Origin of the sequence: Bacillus cereus group sp. MYBK101-2 (assembly GCF_051918845.1) — a bacterium.
Taxonomy (GTDB): domain Bacteria; phylum Bacillota; class Bacilli; order Bacillales; family Bacillaceae_G; genus Bacillus_A; species Bacillus_A paranthracis.
Genome location: NZ_JBQAIE010000008.1, coordinates 135,238 through 151,296, shown reverse-complemented (window position 1 = coordinate 151,296; position 16,059 = coordinate 135,238). Strand labels below are relative to the sequence as shown.

The window sequence follows — 16,059 nt, the reverse complement described above, 5'->3', positions numbered from 1 at the left end:
TGTATGGGTGCTTGGGGAGTAGCAATATTATCAGACGATATTGCTGAGGATATTAAGTTACTGTATAAGGATTTGTTAGCAAATGAATATTCAAATGAGGAAGCAAGTAGGATTGTAATTGAGGAATACAAGAATGAATTAGATGATGAAGAGACTATTGTTTTTTGGTTAGTATTTGCTTCCATACAATGGAGGTTAGGGAGACTTCAAGAGAATGTTAAGCAGGAGGCATTGCAAATAATAGAAAGTGGTGCAGATTTAGCCCGCTGGGAAGAAGAACCTAAATTACAGAAGAAACGTGAAGTAGTTTTAAATAAACTAAGAGAGCAGTTACATTCTCGGCAGCCAGAAGCTAAAAAAGTGCCGAAAAGATTTATAGCTAATACTTCTTTAAAAGCAGGTGATGCTGTTAGTTATGAATTAGCATCAGGGAGTTATATTATTCTTAAAGTCATTGAGATTATTGAGGAATGGCACGGAGATCGGTATCCTCTATTTGAAATATGTGACTGGGAAGGCAAAGAAGTTCCTTCAAAGGAACAAATTAACCAATTCGGTTTAAAGAAAAGGATTTATGAAGATGGAAAGCAAGAAATGATGAAACTTGCTATTTATCCTTCAGGAAAAAGAGATAATCCAACTAAGAGAATGCAAGTAGTAGCAGAAAATGTAAAGGTAGTATTGAATGTAGGAACACCTTATACAGTAATGAGTTGGAAGGAACTTGATAACTATTTACATGAAATATAATAAAAAAGACGCGCTACCTATTGGTAGCGCGTCTTTTTTATTAGTTACGGATTAAGTAATCAAATGCGCCTAAAGCTGCGTTTGCACCTGAACCCATAGAGATGATAATTTGTTTGTACGGATTATTTGTACAGTCACCTGCAGCAAACACTCCTGGTACGTTTGTAGCGCCGTGCTTGTCTGTTACGATTTCACCGCGAACGCGTTCAACTGTTTCGCCTAACCAGTCTGTGTTTGGAACAAGACCGATTTGTACGAATACACCTTGTAATTCAACGTGATGAACTTCTTCAGTTTCACGATCGATGTAAGAAATACCGTTTACTTTATCAGTACCAGTAATTTCTTTTGTTTGAACGTTTTTCAGAACAGTTACGTTTGGTAAGCTGTTAAGACGTTCTTGTAATACAGCATCAGCTTTTAATTCTGGCATGAATTCAAGAACAGTTACGTGCTTAACAATACCAGCTAAGTCGATAGCTGCTTCAATACCAGAGTTACCTCCACCGATAACTGCTACGTCTTTTCCAGTGAATAATGGACCGTCACAGTGTGGGCAGTATGCTACACCTTTATTTTTGAACTCAGCTTCACCTGGTACGCCAACATTACGCCAGCGAGCACCTGTTGAAACGATTACGCTCTTACTTTTCAGAATAGCGCCGTTTTCAAGTTCCACTTCAATAAGTTCTTTTTTCTCTAAACGTTTCGCACGTTGTAGATTCATTACATCGATGTCGTATTCTTTAACGTGCTCTTCAAGACTTGCCACTAGCTTAGGACCTTCAGTGCGTTTTACGCTGATGAAGTTCTCAATGCCCATAGTATCCATTACTTGACCACCGAAGCGCTCAGCAACGATACCAGTGCGGATTCCTTTACGTGCTGCATAAATTGCTGCACTTGCACCAGCAGGGCCGCCACCAACAACAAGAACATCGTATGGATCTTTATCAGAAAGCTCTGATGCATCTGGACCGTTACCCATTTTAGCTAAAATTTCTTCAAGTGTCATACGACCGCTGCCGAAAGATTCGCCGTTTAGGAAAACTGTTGGTACTGCCATGATGTCTTTGCTTTCTACTTCCTCTTTGAATGCAGCGCCATCAATCATAGTATGTGTAATACCAGAGTTAAGAACGCTCATTACGTTAAGAGCTTGTACAACATCAGGACAGTTATGACAACTTAGGCTGATATAAGATTCAAAATGATATTCGCCTTGAATGTTTTTAATTTGATCGATTAATTTTTGTTCAACTTTTGGAGCGCGTCCACTTACTTGTAGTAAAGCTAACACTAATGAAGTAAATTCGTGTCCTAATGGAATACCAGCGAATACGACACCAGTGTCTTCACCAGGGCGGTTTACGCTAAAGCTTGGTGTTCTCTCTAATTCAACTTTTTCTACTGTAATCTTAGATGACATAGTAGCTAATTCGTCTACTAGAGCTAACATATCTTTAGATACGTCATCGTCTCCTGCGCTTACTTTAAGTAAAATATCGTTCTCCATTAATTGAAGATATTGGGATAGTTGTGTTTTTATATCTGCATCTAGTATCATTTTGATCGAACTCCTTAGATTTTGCCTACAAGGTCAAGGCTTGGTTTAAGTGTAGCAGAACCCTCTTGCCATTTAGCTGGGCAAACTTCACCTGGGTTGTTACGTACGTATTGAGCTGCTTTAATTTTGTTAACAAGAATGCTTGCGTCACGGCCGATACCGTCAGCATTGATTTCCATAGATTGGATAACGCCGTCTGGATCGATGATGAATGTACCACGAGCAGCAAGACCTTCTTCTTCCATTAAAACGTTGAAGTTTGTAGTGATTGTGCGAGTTGGGTCACCAATCATGATGTACTCGATTTTACCGATAGTTTCTGAGCTATCATGCCATGCTTTGTGAGTGAAGTGAGTGTCTGTAGATACAGAGTATACTTCAACGCCTAACTCTTTAAGAGTTGCATATTGGTTTTGTAAGTCTTCAAGTTCAGTTGGGCAAACGAATGTGAAGTCAGCTGGGTAGAAACAAACTACACTCCATTTTCCTTTTAAACTTTCGTCAGTAACTTGGATAAATTCTCCATTATGGTAAGCGTTAGCTTTAAACGGTTTTACTTCTGTGCCGATTAATAACATATTAAAATTCCTCCTAAATGTTGGTTTTGAGCATCAAAAAATAGTGTGCTCATAAAATATATTTTTTAATTAACTATAATAATTCTAATTCGATATTAATTATCATATAGAAGTGGTTATTTTGTCAAGCGAATAAACGAACTTTATATCAATTTAATTAATATTTATTCTCAATTAAGGATAACAGGGAATGGAAAGGTAATTTTAAGTTTATAAATTTTCAATGAGTGCTTGAAAGAGTAGTGTGTATGTTAGAGATATGATGTAAGTATAAATTCTTAGGAAGGAAATATTTCTTAGAAGTTGTCTTTTTGAAAAGGAACTGCGTATTTCTATTTTACAAAGAATTGTGTGATAAATAAAATAAAATGAACTAGAATCTTTTTGAACAATTTTTGTCCTCTCAAATATATAATTAGGAAGCATATTGCAATGATATAGAAACGTTGACTCAAGATATTAACAAGATATAATAAAACCTAGATATACATTTCAAAAAGAAGAACATATATTATAGGATGAAAGATTTAATCCTATTATTTTTTATAGCTTTTAGAAAACGCTTACAATTAGTGTGGAGGGGAAACCATGTCTAAGTTCACAAAGTATTTTTTAATGGAAGCTAACGATGTGATTGTATATGTGAAAGAGAAATTATCTAAGTTTGAGGATGCAAAGGGGTTACAGTGTAAAGAAATAGGCGATGGTAATTTAAATTATGTATTCCGTATTTGGGATGAACAGGAGAATATTTCTGTCATTGTAAAGCAAGCTGGGGATACAGCGCGGATTTCAGATGAGTTTAAGTTGTCGACGAATCGTATTCGTATAGAATCAGATGTTTTGCAGTTAGAGGAGGAGTTAGCACCTGGGCTTGTGCCAAAGGTATATTTGTTTGATAGTGTGATGAATTGTTGCGTAATGGAGGATTTATCGGATCACACAATATTACGTACAGCACTTATAAATCATGAAATATTTCCGAGGCTTGCGGATGATTTAACTACCTTTATGGTGAATACACTCTTATTAACATCGGATGTTGTAATGAATCATAAAGAGAAGAAGGAGCTTGTGAAGAATTATATAAATCCTGAGTTATGTGAGATTACAGAAGAACTCGTATACGCTGAGCCATTTACAAATCATAATAAGCGTAATGAGTTATTTCCGTTAAATGATGGATGGATTAGAGAACATATTTATAGTGATAAAGAGCTCCGTATAGAAGTAGCTAAACTTAAGTTTTCTTTTATGACGAATGCACAGGCGCTTATTCACGGTGATTTGCATACTGGTTCTGTTTTTGTAAAAAATGATTCCACAAAGGTAATCGATCCTGAGTTTGCCTTTTATGGACCAATGGGATATGACGTTGGGAATGTAATGGCGAATTTAATGTTTGCTTGGGTGAATGCAGATGCAACCATGCCGCCCGGTGCTGAGAAAGATACGTATATGAGTTGGTTACAAACGACAATGGTAGAGGTAATTGATTTGTTTAAGAAGAAGTTTTTAAGTGCATGGGATATTCATGTGACCGAGATTATGGCGAAGGAAGAAGGCTTTAACGAAGTATATTTACAGTCTGTATTAGAGGATACAGCTGCAGTAACAGGCCTTGAGTTAATTCGTCGTATTGTTGGGCTAGCGAAAGTAAAAGATATTACTTGCATTGAGAATGAGGAAGCACGTGCTAGAGCAGAGCGTATTTGTCTTCAAGTAGCGAAGAAATTTATTTTACAGGCGAATCAATATAAAACAGGCACAAGCTTTGTAGAAACGTTAAAAGAACAGTCGATGAACTACGCGAAGTAAGGGGAGAAGATAATGGAAGAGCAATTAATACCAATCCAGTGGAAAGATGATGCTTTAGTTTTATTAGATCAAACATTATTACCGAATGAAGTTGTCTATGAATCTTTTAAAACAGCTGAAAGCGTTTGGGATGCCATTCAAGTAATGAAAGTAAGAGGAGCGCCAGCAATTGGTGTTTCAGCAGCTTATGGTGTGTATTTAGGAACAAAGGAAGTTATTCAAAATAAGATGGAAGACTTTATAGAGGAAGTCAAAAAGGTATGTGCATATTTGGCAACATCAAGGCCAACAGCGGTAAACTTATTTTGGGCACTTGAAAGAATGGAGGCAGTCGCGACAGAGAACGCACACTTATCAATCGCCCAGTTGAAAGATAGATTATTAGAAGAGGCAAAAGAGATTCATAGAGAAGATGAAGAAATTAACCGTCACATTGGAGAACATGCACTAACATTATTCCATGATGGAATGGGAGTATTAACACATTGTAATGCAGGTGCGTTAGCGACGACTAAGTATGGTACTGCGACAGCTCCAATGTACTTAGCGAAAGAAAAAGGATGGGACTTGAAAATCTATTCAGATGAGACACGTCCTAGATTACAAGGTTCAACGTTAACGGCATTAGAATTGCAGCGAGCGGGAATTGACGTCACTGTCATTACAGATAATATGGCAGCTATGGTCATGTCACAAGGGAAGATTGATGCGGTAATCGTTGGATGCGACCGTGTGGCAGCAAATGGTGATATAGCAAATAAAATTGGGACATTAGGCGTATCTATTTTAGCGAAATACTACAACATTCCGTTTTATGTAGCAGCACCAACACCGACAATCGACTTAAAAACACCGACAGGAAAAGAAATTCCGATTGAGGAAAGGGATGTTTCTGAAGTGATTAATCGCTTTGGGCAATATTCTGCTCCGAAAGAAAGTAAAGTATATAATCCAGCATTTGATGTCACGCCACATGAAAATGTAACAGCGATTATTACAGAAAAAGGGATTGTAAAAGCACCGTTTACGGAGAACTTAAAAAATCTATTTCAATAAGTAGATAGATACAAAGTCAGTCATCATAAGCTTCATACTTAGGGGGATGTATATGTTATTACAAAAAGAGAGAGAAGAAATTGTAGCGTATGGAAAGAAAATGATTTCTAGCGGTTTAACAAAGGGGACAGGCGGTAATATTAGTATTTTCAATCGGGAGCAAGGCCTTGTTGCCATTAGCCCAAGTGGTTTAGAGTATTATGAAACAAAACTTGAAGATGTAGTTATATTAAATTTAGATGGTGAGGTGGTAGAGGGAGAGAAAAAACCATCAAGCGAGCTCGATATGCATCTTATTTATTATAGAAAGCGTGAAGATATAAATGCGCTTGTGCATACACATTCTCCTTATGCAAAGACGATTGCATCATTAGGATGGGAACTGCCCGCAGTATCGTATTTAATTGCTTTCGCAGGTCCTAATGTTCGCTGTGCACCGTATGAAACATTTGGTACGAAGCAATTAGCAGAGGCGGCTTTCGAAGGGATGATTGATCGTCGTGCCGTTTTACTTGCGAACCACGGTTTAATTGCAGGTGCAAATAACATAAAAATGGCATTTACCGTTGCAGAAGAAATTGAGTTTTGTGCGCAAATTTATTATCAAACGAAAAGCGTCGGAGAACCGAAGTTATTGCCGGAAGATGAGATGGAGAATTTGGCGAAGAAGTTTGAAGGATATGGGCAGCAGTAGAATAAAAACACCCTCAAGAAAAAATCTTGAGGGTGTTTCTTACGCCTTCTTAAGCAACAAATACATAAAGTAAGGAGCACCAATTAAAGCGACAACAATACCTGCTGGGATACCGTTAGGTTCAACGATATTTCGTCCAATTGTGTCTGCTAATAGCAATAGCCACCCGCCGATTAAAAGGGCGATAGGCATGAAAATTTGATGTCTTGGACCTACTAAAGATTTTGCGATATGAGGAGCCATTAGTCCGATAAAGCTAATTCCTCCTGTTACGGAAACTGCAGCAGCTGCAAGCGCAACGGCTGCCACTAATAAGTATCTGCGTTCTTTTTCAATTTCAATTCCAACGCCAATTGCGACCGGTTCGTTTAATGCTAGAATGTTTAATCGGTTTGCTTTATAGAAAACGAACGGAATGAATACGATTAACCATGGAAGCATTGCTAAAACGAAGATCCAGTCATCTCCCCAAATGTTACCGGCAATCCATTTGGCGATAAAGTCCACTTTCATACGATCTGCGGATGAAATAAGGACAATCATCATTCCAGATAGTGCAAATGCAAAACCGATACCGGTTAATGTTAATCGCACCGGCTGAAGTCCAGTTGATTTACTATATGAAAACAAGTAGATTAGAACAGCTGTTAGAAATGCTCCAATAAATCCAACGACAGGTAGTAAGTAAAGAAATGAGCCTACATCTATTGGAAAGTATAAAAAGAAAATAGCAACAGCAACACCGGCCCCAGAGTTGATTCCGAGAATACCAGGTTCAGCTAAATCATTTCGGGTAATTCCTTGCAGAATAGCTCCTGATAAAGCGAGAGCCATACCAGCTAATAATGTAATGATAATTCTAGGTAGCCTTAAAGAGTATAAAACAAATTCCTCTTTAAAAGTTCCTTGTCCCATTAGTGTTGGGAGTAGTCGCTCATAAGATAAAGATGCTGAACCGAGCCCCATTCCAATTACAATAGTTGTAATGGTTAGTATAAGTAAAGCGAGTATAATAAGACGTTGTTTTCTTAGAATAGATGGGATCATGAGAACATTTTTCCTCCTTTACGTACAATGAATAGGAAGAATGGTAATCCTACAATTGCGACAATAGCGGCAACTGGTGTTTCGTACGGAGCGTTAATGGTACGTCCAATTGTATCTGCAAGTAGCATAAAGGAAGCACCAGCAATTGCTGACATCGGTATAACAAATCGGTAATCTGGACCGACAATTGGGCGTACCATGTGAGGTACCATTAAACCGATAAATGCCATATTTCCGACAAGTGCTACAGACGCACCTGCAAGCAAGATAATAATGATAAATAGAATGGTTTTAATAACAATAATTTTTTGACCTAGTCCAATAGCCACTTCTTCACTGAAACTAAGAACTGTCAATTTTTTTGCTAGTAAGATAGCGATAAAGATACTAATTGAAATGACTGGAATAATAACTTTCAATTGGCTCCAAGTAGTTCCGATTACGCCTCCAGCAGTCCAAAGTGATACATCTTGTGAAATTTTGAAGTAAATGCCGACTCCTTCTGAAATTGCGAGTAGAAATGCTGAAACGGCAGCACCAGCTAATACAATTCGAAGAGGGGAGAGCCCGCCTTTTTTCACCATACCAATTCCAAATACCATAATTGCGCCAACTGCAGCACCGATAAAGCAAGCTAATGTTAAGTAAAGATAGCTTATGGAAGGATTGAAAGCAAGTGTTAGTGCAAGCGCAGCATTTGCTCCACCAGATAGCCCGAGTAATCCAGGATCGGCAAGTGGATTTCTTGTTAATCCTTGCATAATTGCTCCAGAAACAGCAAGTCCAGCTCCTACAAAAATAGCGGCAACTTCACGGGGCAAACGTATTTCGCGAATAATAGATATTTTATCCCCTTTAGCGGAGGAAGTGAGTGCTGACCATACGTCTTTTATTGAAGTATCTGCAGCACCTAATACCATTGCTACCATAAAAATAAGAAAGAATGCAATTATGCTCAAAATTAGTTTGTATGTAAAAGCTATAGAACGTGGATTGTCGTGATCTTTTGTCATTCGTTTCACATCTTTTCTGTTCATAGAATAAAGGAAGAGGAATTCTTAAATTAAGAATTCCTCATGTTTGTATTATTTACCAAGAAAGCTCTTCTTGAAGAAGTCTAGTTGGAAGTCTAATGTAAGTGGATCATTGAAATAGAATTCCATCATGTTTGCTTCGTATACGCGATTATTTTTTACTGCTGGGATGTTTTTATATGATTCTGTCTCTTGGAATGAGTTATCAGTATCTTTGTTTTTACTTAAGATTAAGTAATCACCAGCAAATTCAGGTAATACTTCAGTAGATAATGCGTAGTAACCTTCTTTTAATGCTTTTTCTTTTACTTTTTCAGGCATTTTTAATTTCATTTCTTGGTACAGAATTTCTGTTCCACGGCCCCAGTTTTCGCCGTATACATAAAGCTGTTTGTTGAAGTTTTCTACAACAGAAACTGTTGCATCTTCACCGATTTTTGCTTTAATTTCTTTACCAGCGTCTTGTGCACGTTTCTTGAAGTCATCAACCCAAGTTTTTGCTTCTTTTTCTTTATTTAATAACTTACCGATTTCTAAATGCTGTGTTAAGTAATCAACTTTTCCGTAAGTGTACGTTACAGTAGGAGCGATCTTCTTTAACTTATCAACATTTTTAATATTTGATAAACCAATGATTAAATCTGGATTTAGTTCAGCGATTTTTTCAACATTTTCATCTGATACTTCAGCAACATCTTTCAGTTTGCTATCAAAACGTGGGTTTTGTTTAGACCATGAATCTACCCCAACAAGATTTACATCTAATGACATTACGTTACCAGCGAACGATGATAAAACAACAACACGTTTTGGATTCGCAGGAACTTCTACTTTACCATTTTCAGATTGGTATGTAATTGTTTCTGATTTACTACCTTTTGCATCGTTCTTTTTGTCTGTAGAGCCATTGCTACAAGCACTCATAACAAGAACGAAAAGAACTGTTAGTGAAATAAATAACTTTTTCATTGTCTTTCTCCTTTAACATAGATGGTATGTGTATACGATAATTTGTTTAACTGCAATCTGTTTGAAAGAGTAGTGGTAATGCAAAATATTTATTAAAAATCTTGAATGTGAGATTCTACAATATAGTATTAACCATATTAATGAGAGAAGATGTAATCTCAAATTTACTAATTATTAACAAATTGATAATGATTATCACTATTGATTCTTTAAATAATATAATTTTATATAGGTGTATTGTCAATAGTAATTTTGATTGTAAATTTTGCGGAAACAGGTTATATTTTATTGAGAATGATAATCAATGATTGATAGCTGAGGAGTGAGCACGAATGAATCGAGAAGAATTGTTTGATGTAACTGTGATAGGCGGAGGACCTGCAGGGCTTTATTCAGCTTTTTATAGTGGACTCAGAGAAATGAAAACAAAAATAATAGAATTCCAACCACAGTTAGGTGGAAAAATACATGTTTATCCGGAGAAAATGATTTGGGATATTGGCGGATTATTACCGGTTACTGGTGAAAAGTTAATTGAGCAACTTGTGCAACAAGGATTAACATTTCAGCCAGAAGTTGTATTGAATACAAAAGTAGAATCGATTATTCGTAATAAAGATGGTATTTTTACGTTAAAAACAAGCACTGGAGAAGAACACTTTTCAAAAACAGTGATCGTTGCAACTGGAAGTGGTATATTGAATCCACAAAAGTTATCCATTGAAGGTGCGGAGCGATTTGAAGTATCGAACTTAAATTATACAGTTAAATCGTTAAAACGTTTCAAAGATAAAACGATCATTATTTCAGGCGGAGGTAACTCTGCAATTGATTGGGCAAACGAGTTAGAACCAATTGCGAAAAAAGTTTATTTAACATATAGAAAAGAAGAATTATCTGGTCATGAAGCACAAGTGAAGCAACTTATGAACAGCTCAGCGGAGTGTTTCTTTAATACCTCTATTACAAAATTAATTGCTGGTGATAATCATGAAGCGATTGAATATGTAGAATTAACGAATCATGAGACAGGTGAAGTTTCTCATTTACCTATTGATGAAGTTATTATTAATCATGGATATGAACGTGACATTACATTATTAGAAAATAGTGAGTTAGACGTTGCGATTATAGATAATTATTATATTGCTGGTAATGCAAATAGTGAATCTTCAGTAGACGGATTATATGCTGCTGGGGATATTTTAAAGCATGAAGGAAAATTACACTTAATTGCGGGAGCATTCCAAGATGCTGGAAATGCTGTAAATAAAGCGAAACAATTTATTCAACCAGATGCAAGTGAGTACGGAATGGTTTCTTCGCATAATGAAGTATTTAAGAAGAGAAATCGTGAATTGATCAAGCAGATGATGATGAAATAATAGTAAATAAAACAGAGTGATCTTCTTAGGTCTCTCTGTTTTATTTATATAGATGAATATCATTCGATTATTTCTAAATTCAACGCCTCTAATTCAATGTTCGTTGTAATTAAATCAAGCTTTTTTTCTAAACAATGGGCAATAATAGCATCTCGTGTATCTCTAAAATATAAATCGTTATAGCCGCCTTTTTTTAAAAAAAGGTTAGTTTCAGAAACGTTTAATTGAAAAGCGAAGCATAAGCTAATTAACGTATTTCTACTTGGATGTTTTTGTCCTTTTTTTATTTGGTAAAAATATGATTTACTTAGGTTAGCTGCATTAAAGATATCTGTATTTTTCACATCGAGTTTTTTACAGATGTTTTCAATGTAATAGCTGATTAAGGTTGGTTGTCCTTTTATATCGTTGTTTAACATAGATATCTTTTTAATTAATGCTTTCACATTTAATGCACCTAGGACTATAGACTTTAAGGGATTATACGAGACAGCGCTAGTTGCCAGAGGTCCAAGTTCATTTGTAATCTCTAATATAATATTACGTTCTGATTTCATAGATTTCCTCCGTTTGGTCTGCTTTTAGTGGACCATTTTTTATAAGTATATATGTATAATTAAATTATAGTAACGAATTACAGAAAAAGGTAGGCTATAAAAAAATATAGGGATTGGGTAGTATGGTGAAAAAAATAAAGTGCAGTTTAAAAGAGTGGAGTTACAAATATTTTAATGATGTAGTAATAAAAGGAACTAACGCTAGAAAGATAACGTCTTGGTTTTTTAATATTGGAAATATAACAGCGATGTGTCTTTCATGGGAAAGAAACCACTCAGTATTTTGGTTATTTATTAATACATTTTTTGGATGGTTTTATGTCCTGTATTATTGCGTCGTAAATTTTTTATTTTGATTATATAAGTTAAATAATGAAGGAGTGTAGGATCTATGTTTAATAAGAAAAATATTAAAGAGAAATTTGATAGTAAAAAATTTGAAAAAGAAAATAAAAAGTATCAAAATCGGGCTAGTGCATACTTAGAAGATGAAAGTAAAATACAAACTTTAATACAAAAAGGGATGAAAATATCTCAAAATAATAAAGGGGCTTTAACTGATGTTTGGGATAATCTGCAAGTTTTATTTGAAATGATGAATTGTTGGAGAAAAGGGGAATATCGGGAAATTCCGAAGAAATCACTTCTTGCTATTGTAGGCGCAATTTTATATTTTGTATCACCAATAGATTTAATTCCAGATGTCATTTTAGGATTAGGGCTAATAGATGATGTAGCGATAGTTAGTTTAGCCATTAAACAAGTTAGTAGTGACATTGAAAAATTTAAAGAGTGGAGAAATGAATTGGATAACGAGGATAATGTTAGTAATTTCGAATAAAATGTTTAGGGCCCCCATTTACTTCTCTTTTCGAGTGACGAGAGAGGTAAATGGGGGTTTTCCTGTTTACTATATTTTCAATCATTATAATGACACCGGTTTCATCAGTTCATGTGAAATGAACGTTTTATTTGTAAATCTTCCTATAAAACAATGAGTCTATGTTTTGCTGACGCAGAACAGTCTTACATTATGCTGTTCCTTTAGCTCGTTCGTTAGGAAATGGCATATTTAATATAGAAGCAATGTACTGCTTTCCATGCATTCGAGCTAATGATTCTAATATTTGACGGACACGTTTTGTAAGATGTCCTTGTGCCTTTATAGCTTCACAATATGCGTCATAGAAAGCGTATTTAGCCCAAAGGAAATCATCTTGTTGGAATAAAAAATGATTTTTGTACCATTCCCCAATTGTATGGTAACAATTGTTTTCATGTATTGCTGCGCTTTGAGAAAGAATACGATCAGATAAAGATGTAGTTAAATGCGAAATTGTGTTTTCTGTTTCAACCTGTAATGTTTTTTCTAACATTGTAATGATGTGACGAGTAGCCATATGTTAACTCTCCTTTGTGTAAATGGGTAATACCATTCTATATTTAAAAAAATCCTTACTATATTATTATACAATATATGGAATGCATCCACCTTCTTTTTAAATTGCATTTACAAAATCTTTTTTATCAATTTAGCCAAGAAGACTCCTTCCTCAAGGAACGTGAAGGACGTAGTCCAGTGAGTAGGTGGGAGATGAATTGGCTTCGAACAAGAGATGACAGGAAGTCATCTTAATTGTTCGACATATGTAAAGTGTTACCCAACAATTTGTAATAATCACTTCACTACCAATCGAATGTATGTTTGGTATATAATAGACATATATCGAAATGGAGGTGAAACGAAGGATGATTAATAAAGCGTATAAATTTCGTATCTATCCAAATAAAGCACAAGCGATCCTGATTAATAAAACGATTGGTTGTTCGCGTTTTGTATTCAATCACTTCCTATCTCTATGGGATAATGCATACAAAGAAACAGGAAAAGGTTTGACATATGGTACATGCTCTGCCAAACTTCCTGCCATGAAGAAGGAGTTTGTTTGGCTAAAAGAAGTGGATAGTATTGCTATTCAAGCGTCTGTTCGCAACCTTGCGGATGCTTACACACGCTTTTTTAAAAAACAAAACAGTGCCCCGCGTTTCAAATCTAAAAAGAACAACGTACAATCTTATACCACAAAACAAACAAATGAAAACATTGCTGTTGTGGGAAACAAAATGAAATTGCCGAAACTAGGTCTTGTTCGATTTGCCAAAAGTCGTGAAGTAAAGGGACGTATTTTAAATGCTACGGTTAGACGGAACCCTTCTGGTAGATACTTTGTGTCATTGTTAGTTGAAACAGAAGTGCAAGAACTTCCGAAAACACATTCTTATATTGGAATGGATGTAGGATTAAAAGATTTCGCCATTTTGTCAGATGGAACAACCTATAAAAACCCTAAATTTTTTCGCTCATTGGAAGAGAAGTTGGCAAAAGCACAGCGTGTTCTTTCTAGAAGAATGAAAGGATCTTCTCGCTGGAATAAACAAAGAGTAAGGGTAGCTAGAATTCATGAATATATAGCTAATGCTAGAAAAGATTACTTGGACAAAATCTCAACTGAAATCATCAAAAACCACGATGTTATCGGTATAGAAGATTTACAAGTATCGAATATGTTAAAAAATCATAAGTTAACAAAAGCGATTAGTGAAGTATCTTGGTCACAATTTAGAACATTGCTAGAATACAAGGCAAAATGGTATGGAAAACAAGTCATTCCGGTATCCAAAACATTTGCTTCAAGCCAATTATGTTCTTGTTGTGGGTATCAAAACAAAGACGTTAAGAATCTAAATCTACGTGAATGGGATTGTCCTGCGTGCAATAGTCATCACGACAGAGATATTAACGCAAGTATCAATCTTAAAAAAGAAGCTTTAAGGCTTCTAACCGTAGGAACTACGGGGATAGCCTAATGAATTAGAAGCCACTAGGTTTCTGTACTTAGGAATCTCCCACTTTAAACAGTCCATAAGGACGTTAAGTGGTGAGTAGTTCAATTGTTTACAAAAATAAAGTAAGATACAGTATATAAGAAAAAATAATAAAGGAATGAACACGTTGTATATAACAGTAGAAGAAGCTGCGGAGTATTTGAATTTGCCAAAGTCGTATATTGAAGAGTTAATTCAGCAAAAGAAAATTCGTGCACTATTTGATGGAGAGCAATATTTATTAAATAAAGAACAATTCAATACACATTTAGAACAAATGGAGAAATATAAGCAATTAGTGGAAGAAATATTGAACGAACCAATTCCAGAAGATATGGATGTTAAAGACGAAGATTAAACTATGGGAAATCCCTTATGAAGATATGCAGAAATGTATCTTCATAAGGGATTTTTTTGTTTAAAGATATTAAAAGCATAAGGAGTTCTTAGCCTTTCTTCAAATTTTGATAGGTAGTAGTCTACCATGTTAAAAGCATATTTTTTTCTAGCTAGGACAAACATAGAGAACGTAACCTGTACAGATACATATACTATCAGTGCAAAAGCTTATAAATTAATGGAAGGGGTTTTCTCGTGAGTTTATTTCATTGGGATTTTTTGAAAGACTTAATTGGATCTTTTGTAAGAGTAAACAGGGGTGGTCCAGAATCTCAAAAAGGAACAATAATATCAGTATGTCCGGACTACTTCGTATTGCAGAATGAAAAAGGTGAGCTTTATTACTATCAACTTAATCATCTGAAAAGTATTACAAAAAATGCGAAAGAATGTGGATCAAGTGATTGCGAGTGGGAAGATTGCGCCTGTGCAGAAGACTTTGAAGCACTGCTTGAAAGTTTCAAATATTGCTGGGTGAAAATTAATCGCGGTGGTCCAGAGAAAGTGGAAGGCATTTTACAAGATGTTTCTTGTGACTTCGTAACATTAATCGTAAAAGAAGAAATTATATTAATTGCAATAAAGCATATTAAAAGTGTTAACTATAATGCTTTAGCTTGTGGAGAGAGCGATGAGAGCGACGATAGCAAGGAAAGTAGCGATAATTCAGGTCGTGCTCGTGCACAAAGACAATCAAGTAGAGGAAGATAATAAGAAAGGGGGATACAAAATTGGTATTATGCTGTGACCAAATTAAATGTTTAGTTGGTGAGACTGTAAAAGTAAACCTTCACGGACCAGAAAGTCGAGTTGGTGAGCTTGTATCGTTAGGCAAAGATTATCTAACGTTACAATTACCACATGGTGAATTAGTATATTATCACTTGAAGCATGTGAAGAGTCTAGTTAAGAAAGTAAAAGAAAGTAAATGTGGCGATTGCTATAGTTCATGTTTTTGCTCCGATGAGGATACTTTTCTAGATATATTAAAAGACTTGAAGTATAAGTGGGTAAAAATTAATCGTGGCGGTCCAGAATGTGTGGAAGGTTTGTTAAGTGAGGTACACCATGGCTGCATTACACTAGTAAATGGCGATGAAGTTATTTATGTAGTTAAGTCTCATATTAAGAGTGTGAGTCAAGTAGTTAAATGTAAAAAGAATGAAGATGAATAATGTTTAATAAATAAGAGGGGCATTATGAGGGAAAGAGAAGAACAATTTCTTATTTCGATAGTATGAAAAGGAATTACTTACTATTAAAACAGAACTTTGCCCTGATTATTTTTTTAGAAATGAAAGACAGGAAAGAAGAAATTC

General features: G+C 35.4%; 17 protein-coding genes. 10 read left to right on the top strand and 7 right to left on the bottom strand.

What is annotated here, in order from left to right:
- The first annotated feature begins 3 nt into the window (after positions 1 to 3).
- Entirely contained in the window at positions 4 to 750 is a 747-nt protein-coding gene (locus ACTFSI_RS17075; protein WP_000501505.1) for a hypothetical protein, read from the top strand.
- Positions 751 to 790: 40 nt separating this feature from the next.
- Here ACTFSI_RS17075 and ahpF read toward each other — a convergent pair whose 3' ends face one another.
- Together ahpF and ahpC are read right to left on the bottom strand one after the other, a co-directional pair.
- Positions 791 to 2,317: an alkyl hydroperoxide reductase subunit F gene (ahpF, locus tag ACTFSI_RS17070; protein ID WP_000599492.1), complete on the bottom strand. Its 1,527-nt coding sequence runs from the start codon at positions 2,315 to 2,317 to the stop codon at positions 791 to 793.
- A 14-nt stretch (positions 2,318 to 2,331) separates the two neighbouring features.
- Complete coding sequence (ahpC, locus tag ACTFSI_RS17065) at positions 2,332 to 2,895, bottom strand: alkyl hydroperoxide reductase subunit C (RefSeq protein WP_000924422.1); 564 nt, start codon at positions 2,893 to 2,895, stop codon at positions 2,332 to 2,334.
- 588 nt (positions 2,896 to 3,483) lie between these two features.
- Here ahpC and mtnK point away from each other — a divergent pair.
- The 3 genes from mtnK to ACTFSI_RS17050 are packed head-to-tail and all read left to right on the top strand — an operon-like array spanning position 3,484 to position 6,463.
- Positions 3,484 to 4,713, top strand: coding sequence for an S-methyl-5-thioribose kinase (gene mtnK, locus ACTFSI_RS17060; RefSeq protein ID WP_138322533.1), 1,230 nt, complete (start codon positions 3,484 to 3,486; stop codon positions 4,711 to 4,713).
- Between the two features lie 12 nt (positions 4,714 to 4,725).
- Positions 4,726 to 5,769, top strand: coding sequence for an S-methyl-5-thioribose-1-phosphate isomerase (gene mtnA / locus ACTFSI_RS17055; protein ID WP_138322532.1), 1,044 nt, complete (start codon positions 4,726 to 4,728; stop codon positions 5,767 to 5,769).
- A 52-nt stretch (positions 5,770 to 5,821) separates the two neighbouring features.
- On the top strand, positions 5,822 to 6,463 hold the full coding sequence (locus ACTFSI_RS17050) for an L-fuculose-phosphate aldolase (protein ID WP_138322531.1): 642 nt from the start codon (positions 5,822 to 5,824) through the stop codon (positions 6,461 to 6,463).
- Positions 6,464 to 6,502: 39 nt separating this feature from the next.
- Here the strand turns inward: ACTFSI_RS17050 and ACTFSI_RS17045 are convergent, their stop codons facing one another.
- Genes ACTFSI_RS17045 through ACTFSI_RS17035 form a run of 3 tightly spaced genes read right to left on the bottom strand, consistent with a single transcriptional unit; the run spans position 6,503 to position 9,513 of the window.
- Entirely contained in the window at positions 6,503 to 7,510 is a 1,008-nt protein-coding gene (locus tag ACTFSI_RS17045; protein ID WP_000613094.1) for a FecCD family ABC transporter permease, read from the bottom strand.
- Entirely contained in the window at positions 7,507 to 8,547 is a 1,041-nt protein-coding gene (locus tag ACTFSI_RS17040) for a FecCD family ABC transporter permease (protein ID WP_044790832.1), read from the bottom strand. The genes ACTFSI_RS17045 and ACTFSI_RS17040 overlap by 4 nt, the downstream gene beginning before the upstream one ends.
- A gap of 48 nt (positions 8,548 to 8,595) precedes the next feature.
- Entirely contained in the window at positions 8,596 to 9,513 is a 918-nt protein-coding gene (locus ACTFSI_RS17035) for an iron-hydroxamate ABC transporter substrate-binding protein (RefSeq protein WP_044790831.1), read from the bottom strand.
- Positions 9,514 to 9,845: 332 nt separating this feature from the next.
- Here ACTFSI_RS17035 and ACTFSI_RS17030 point away from each other — a divergent pair, with 332 nt between their 5' ends.
- Positions 9,846 to 10,898, top strand: coding sequence for an NAD(P)/FAD-dependent oxidoreductase (locus tag ACTFSI_RS17030; protein WP_440045513.1), 1,053 nt, complete (start codon positions 9,846 to 9,848; stop codon positions 10,896 to 10,898).
- Positions 10,899 to 10,957: 59 nt separating this feature from the next.
- Here the strand turns inward: ACTFSI_RS17030 and ACTFSI_RS17025 are convergent, their stop codons facing one another.
- Entirely contained in the window at positions 10,958 to 11,455 is a 498-nt protein-coding gene (locus ACTFSI_RS17025) for a transcriptional regulator (protein ID WP_052587746.1), read from the bottom strand.
- Positions 11,456 to 11,846: 391 nt separating this feature from the next.
- Here ACTFSI_RS17025 and ACTFSI_RS17020 point away from each other — a divergent pair, with 391 nt between their 5' ends.
- A complete protein-coding gene (locus ACTFSI_RS17020) occupies positions 11,847 to 12,296 on the top strand; it encodes a YkvA family protein (RefSeq protein WP_000482304.1) in 450 nt (149 codons plus the stop codon).
- 190 nt (positions 12,297 to 12,486) lie between these two features.
- Here ACTFSI_RS17020 and ACTFSI_RS17015 read toward each other — a convergent pair whose 3' ends face one another.
- Positions 12,487 to 12,855 (bottom strand): hypothetical protein, encoded by a 369-nt coding sequence (locus ACTFSI_RS17015; RefSeq protein ID WP_000235479.1) that lies wholly within the window; start codon positions 12,853 to 12,855, stop codon positions 12,487 to 12,489.
- A gap of 349 nt (positions 12,856 to 13,204) precedes the next feature.
- Between ACTFSI_RS17015 and tnpB the strand changes: the two genes are divergently transcribed.
- The 4 genes from tnpB (at position 13,205) to ACTFSI_RS16995 (ending at position 15,915) form a co-directional block, all read left to right on the top strand.
- Positions 13,205 to 14,323, top strand: a complete 1,119-nt coding sequence (tnpB, locus tag ACTFSI_RS17010) for an IS200/IS605 family element RNA-guided endonuclease TnpB (RefSeq protein WP_070805128.1) — start codon at positions 13,205 to 13,207, stop codon at positions 14,321 to 14,323.
- Between the two features lie 136 nt (positions 14,324 to 14,459).
- Positions 14,460 to 14,699: a helix-turn-helix domain-containing protein gene (locus ACTFSI_RS17005; RefSeq protein ID WP_080559614.1), complete on the top strand. Its 240-nt coding sequence runs from the start codon at positions 14,460 to 14,462 to the stop codon at positions 14,697 to 14,699.
- A gap of 236 nt (positions 14,700 to 14,935) precedes the next feature.
- The gene (locus ACTFSI_RS17000) at positions 14,936 to 15,451 is read left to right on the top strand and encodes a hypothetical protein (RefSeq protein ID WP_000051637.1); all 516 of its coding nucleotides are present in this window, start codon (positions 14,936 to 14,938) and stop codon (positions 15,449 to 15,451) included.
- Between the two features lie 20 nt (positions 15,452 to 15,471).
- On the top strand, positions 15,472 to 15,915 hold the full coding sequence (locus tag ACTFSI_RS16995; protein WP_000242037.1) for a hypothetical protein: 444 nt from the start codon (positions 15,472 to 15,474) through the stop codon (positions 15,913 to 15,915).
- The last annotated feature ends 144 nt before the right edge of the window (positions 15,916 to 16,059 follow it).

Bases quoted from the DNA above. Each gene is read 5' to 3' on its own strand.
- ACTFSI_RS17030 (WP_440045513.1), top strand. From the start codon at position 9,846: ATGAATCGAGAAGAATTGTTTGATGTAACTGTGATAGGCGGAGGACCT.
- mtnK (WP_138322533.1), top strand. From the start codon at position 3,484: ATGTCTAAGTTCACAAAGTATTTTTTAATGGAAGCTAACGATGTGATT.
- ACTFSI_RS17005 (WP_080559614.1), top strand. From the start codon at position 14,460: ATGAACACGTTGTATATAACAGTAGAAGAAGCTGCGGAGTATTTGAAT.
- ACTFSI_RS17075 (WP_000501505.1), top strand. From the start codon at position 4: ATGGGTGCTTGGGGAGTAGCAATATTATCAGACGATATTGCTGAGGAT.
- ACTFSI_RS17050 (WP_138322531.1), top strand. From the start codon at position 5,822: ATGTTATTACAAAAAGAGAGAGAAGAAATTGTAGCGTATGGAAAGAAA.
- ACTFSI_RS17025 (WP_052587746.1), bottom strand. From the start codon at position 11,455: ATGAAATCAGAACGTAATATTATATTAGAGATTACAAATGAACTTGGA.
- ahpF (WP_000599492.1), bottom strand. From the start codon at position 2,317: ATGATACTAGATGCAGATATAAAAACACAACTATCCCAATATCTTCAA.
- ACTFSI_RS17020 (WP_000482304.1), top strand. From the start codon at position 11,847: ATGTTTAATAAGAAAAATATTAAAGAGAAATTTGATAGTAAAAAATTT.
- mtnA (WP_138322532.1), top strand. From the start codon at position 4,726: ATGGAAGAGCAATTAATACCAATCCAGTGGAAAGATGATGCTTTAGTT.
- ACTFSI_RS17015 (WP_000235479.1), bottom strand. From the start codon at position 12,855: ATGGCTACTCGTCACATCATTACAATGTTAGAAAAAACATTACAGGTT.
- ACTFSI_RS17040 (WP_044790832.1), bottom strand. From the start codon at position 8,547: ATGAACAGAAAAGATGTGAAACGAATGACAAAAGATCACGACAATCCA.
- ACTFSI_RS17045 (WP_000613094.1), bottom strand. From the start codon at position 7,510: ATGATCCCATCTATTCTAAGAAAACAACGTCTTATTATACTCGCTTTA.
- tnpB (WP_070805128.1), top strand. From the start codon at position 13,205: ATGATTAATAAAGCGTATAAATTTCGTATCTATCCAAATAAAGCACAA.
- ACTFSI_RS17035 (WP_044790831.1), bottom strand. From the start codon at position 9,513: ATGAAAAAGTTATTTATTTCACTAACAGTTCTTTTCGTTCTTGTTATG.
- ahpC (WP_000924422.1), bottom strand. From the start codon at position 2,895: ATGTTATTAATCGGCACAGAAGTAAAACCGTTTAAAGCTAACGCTTAC.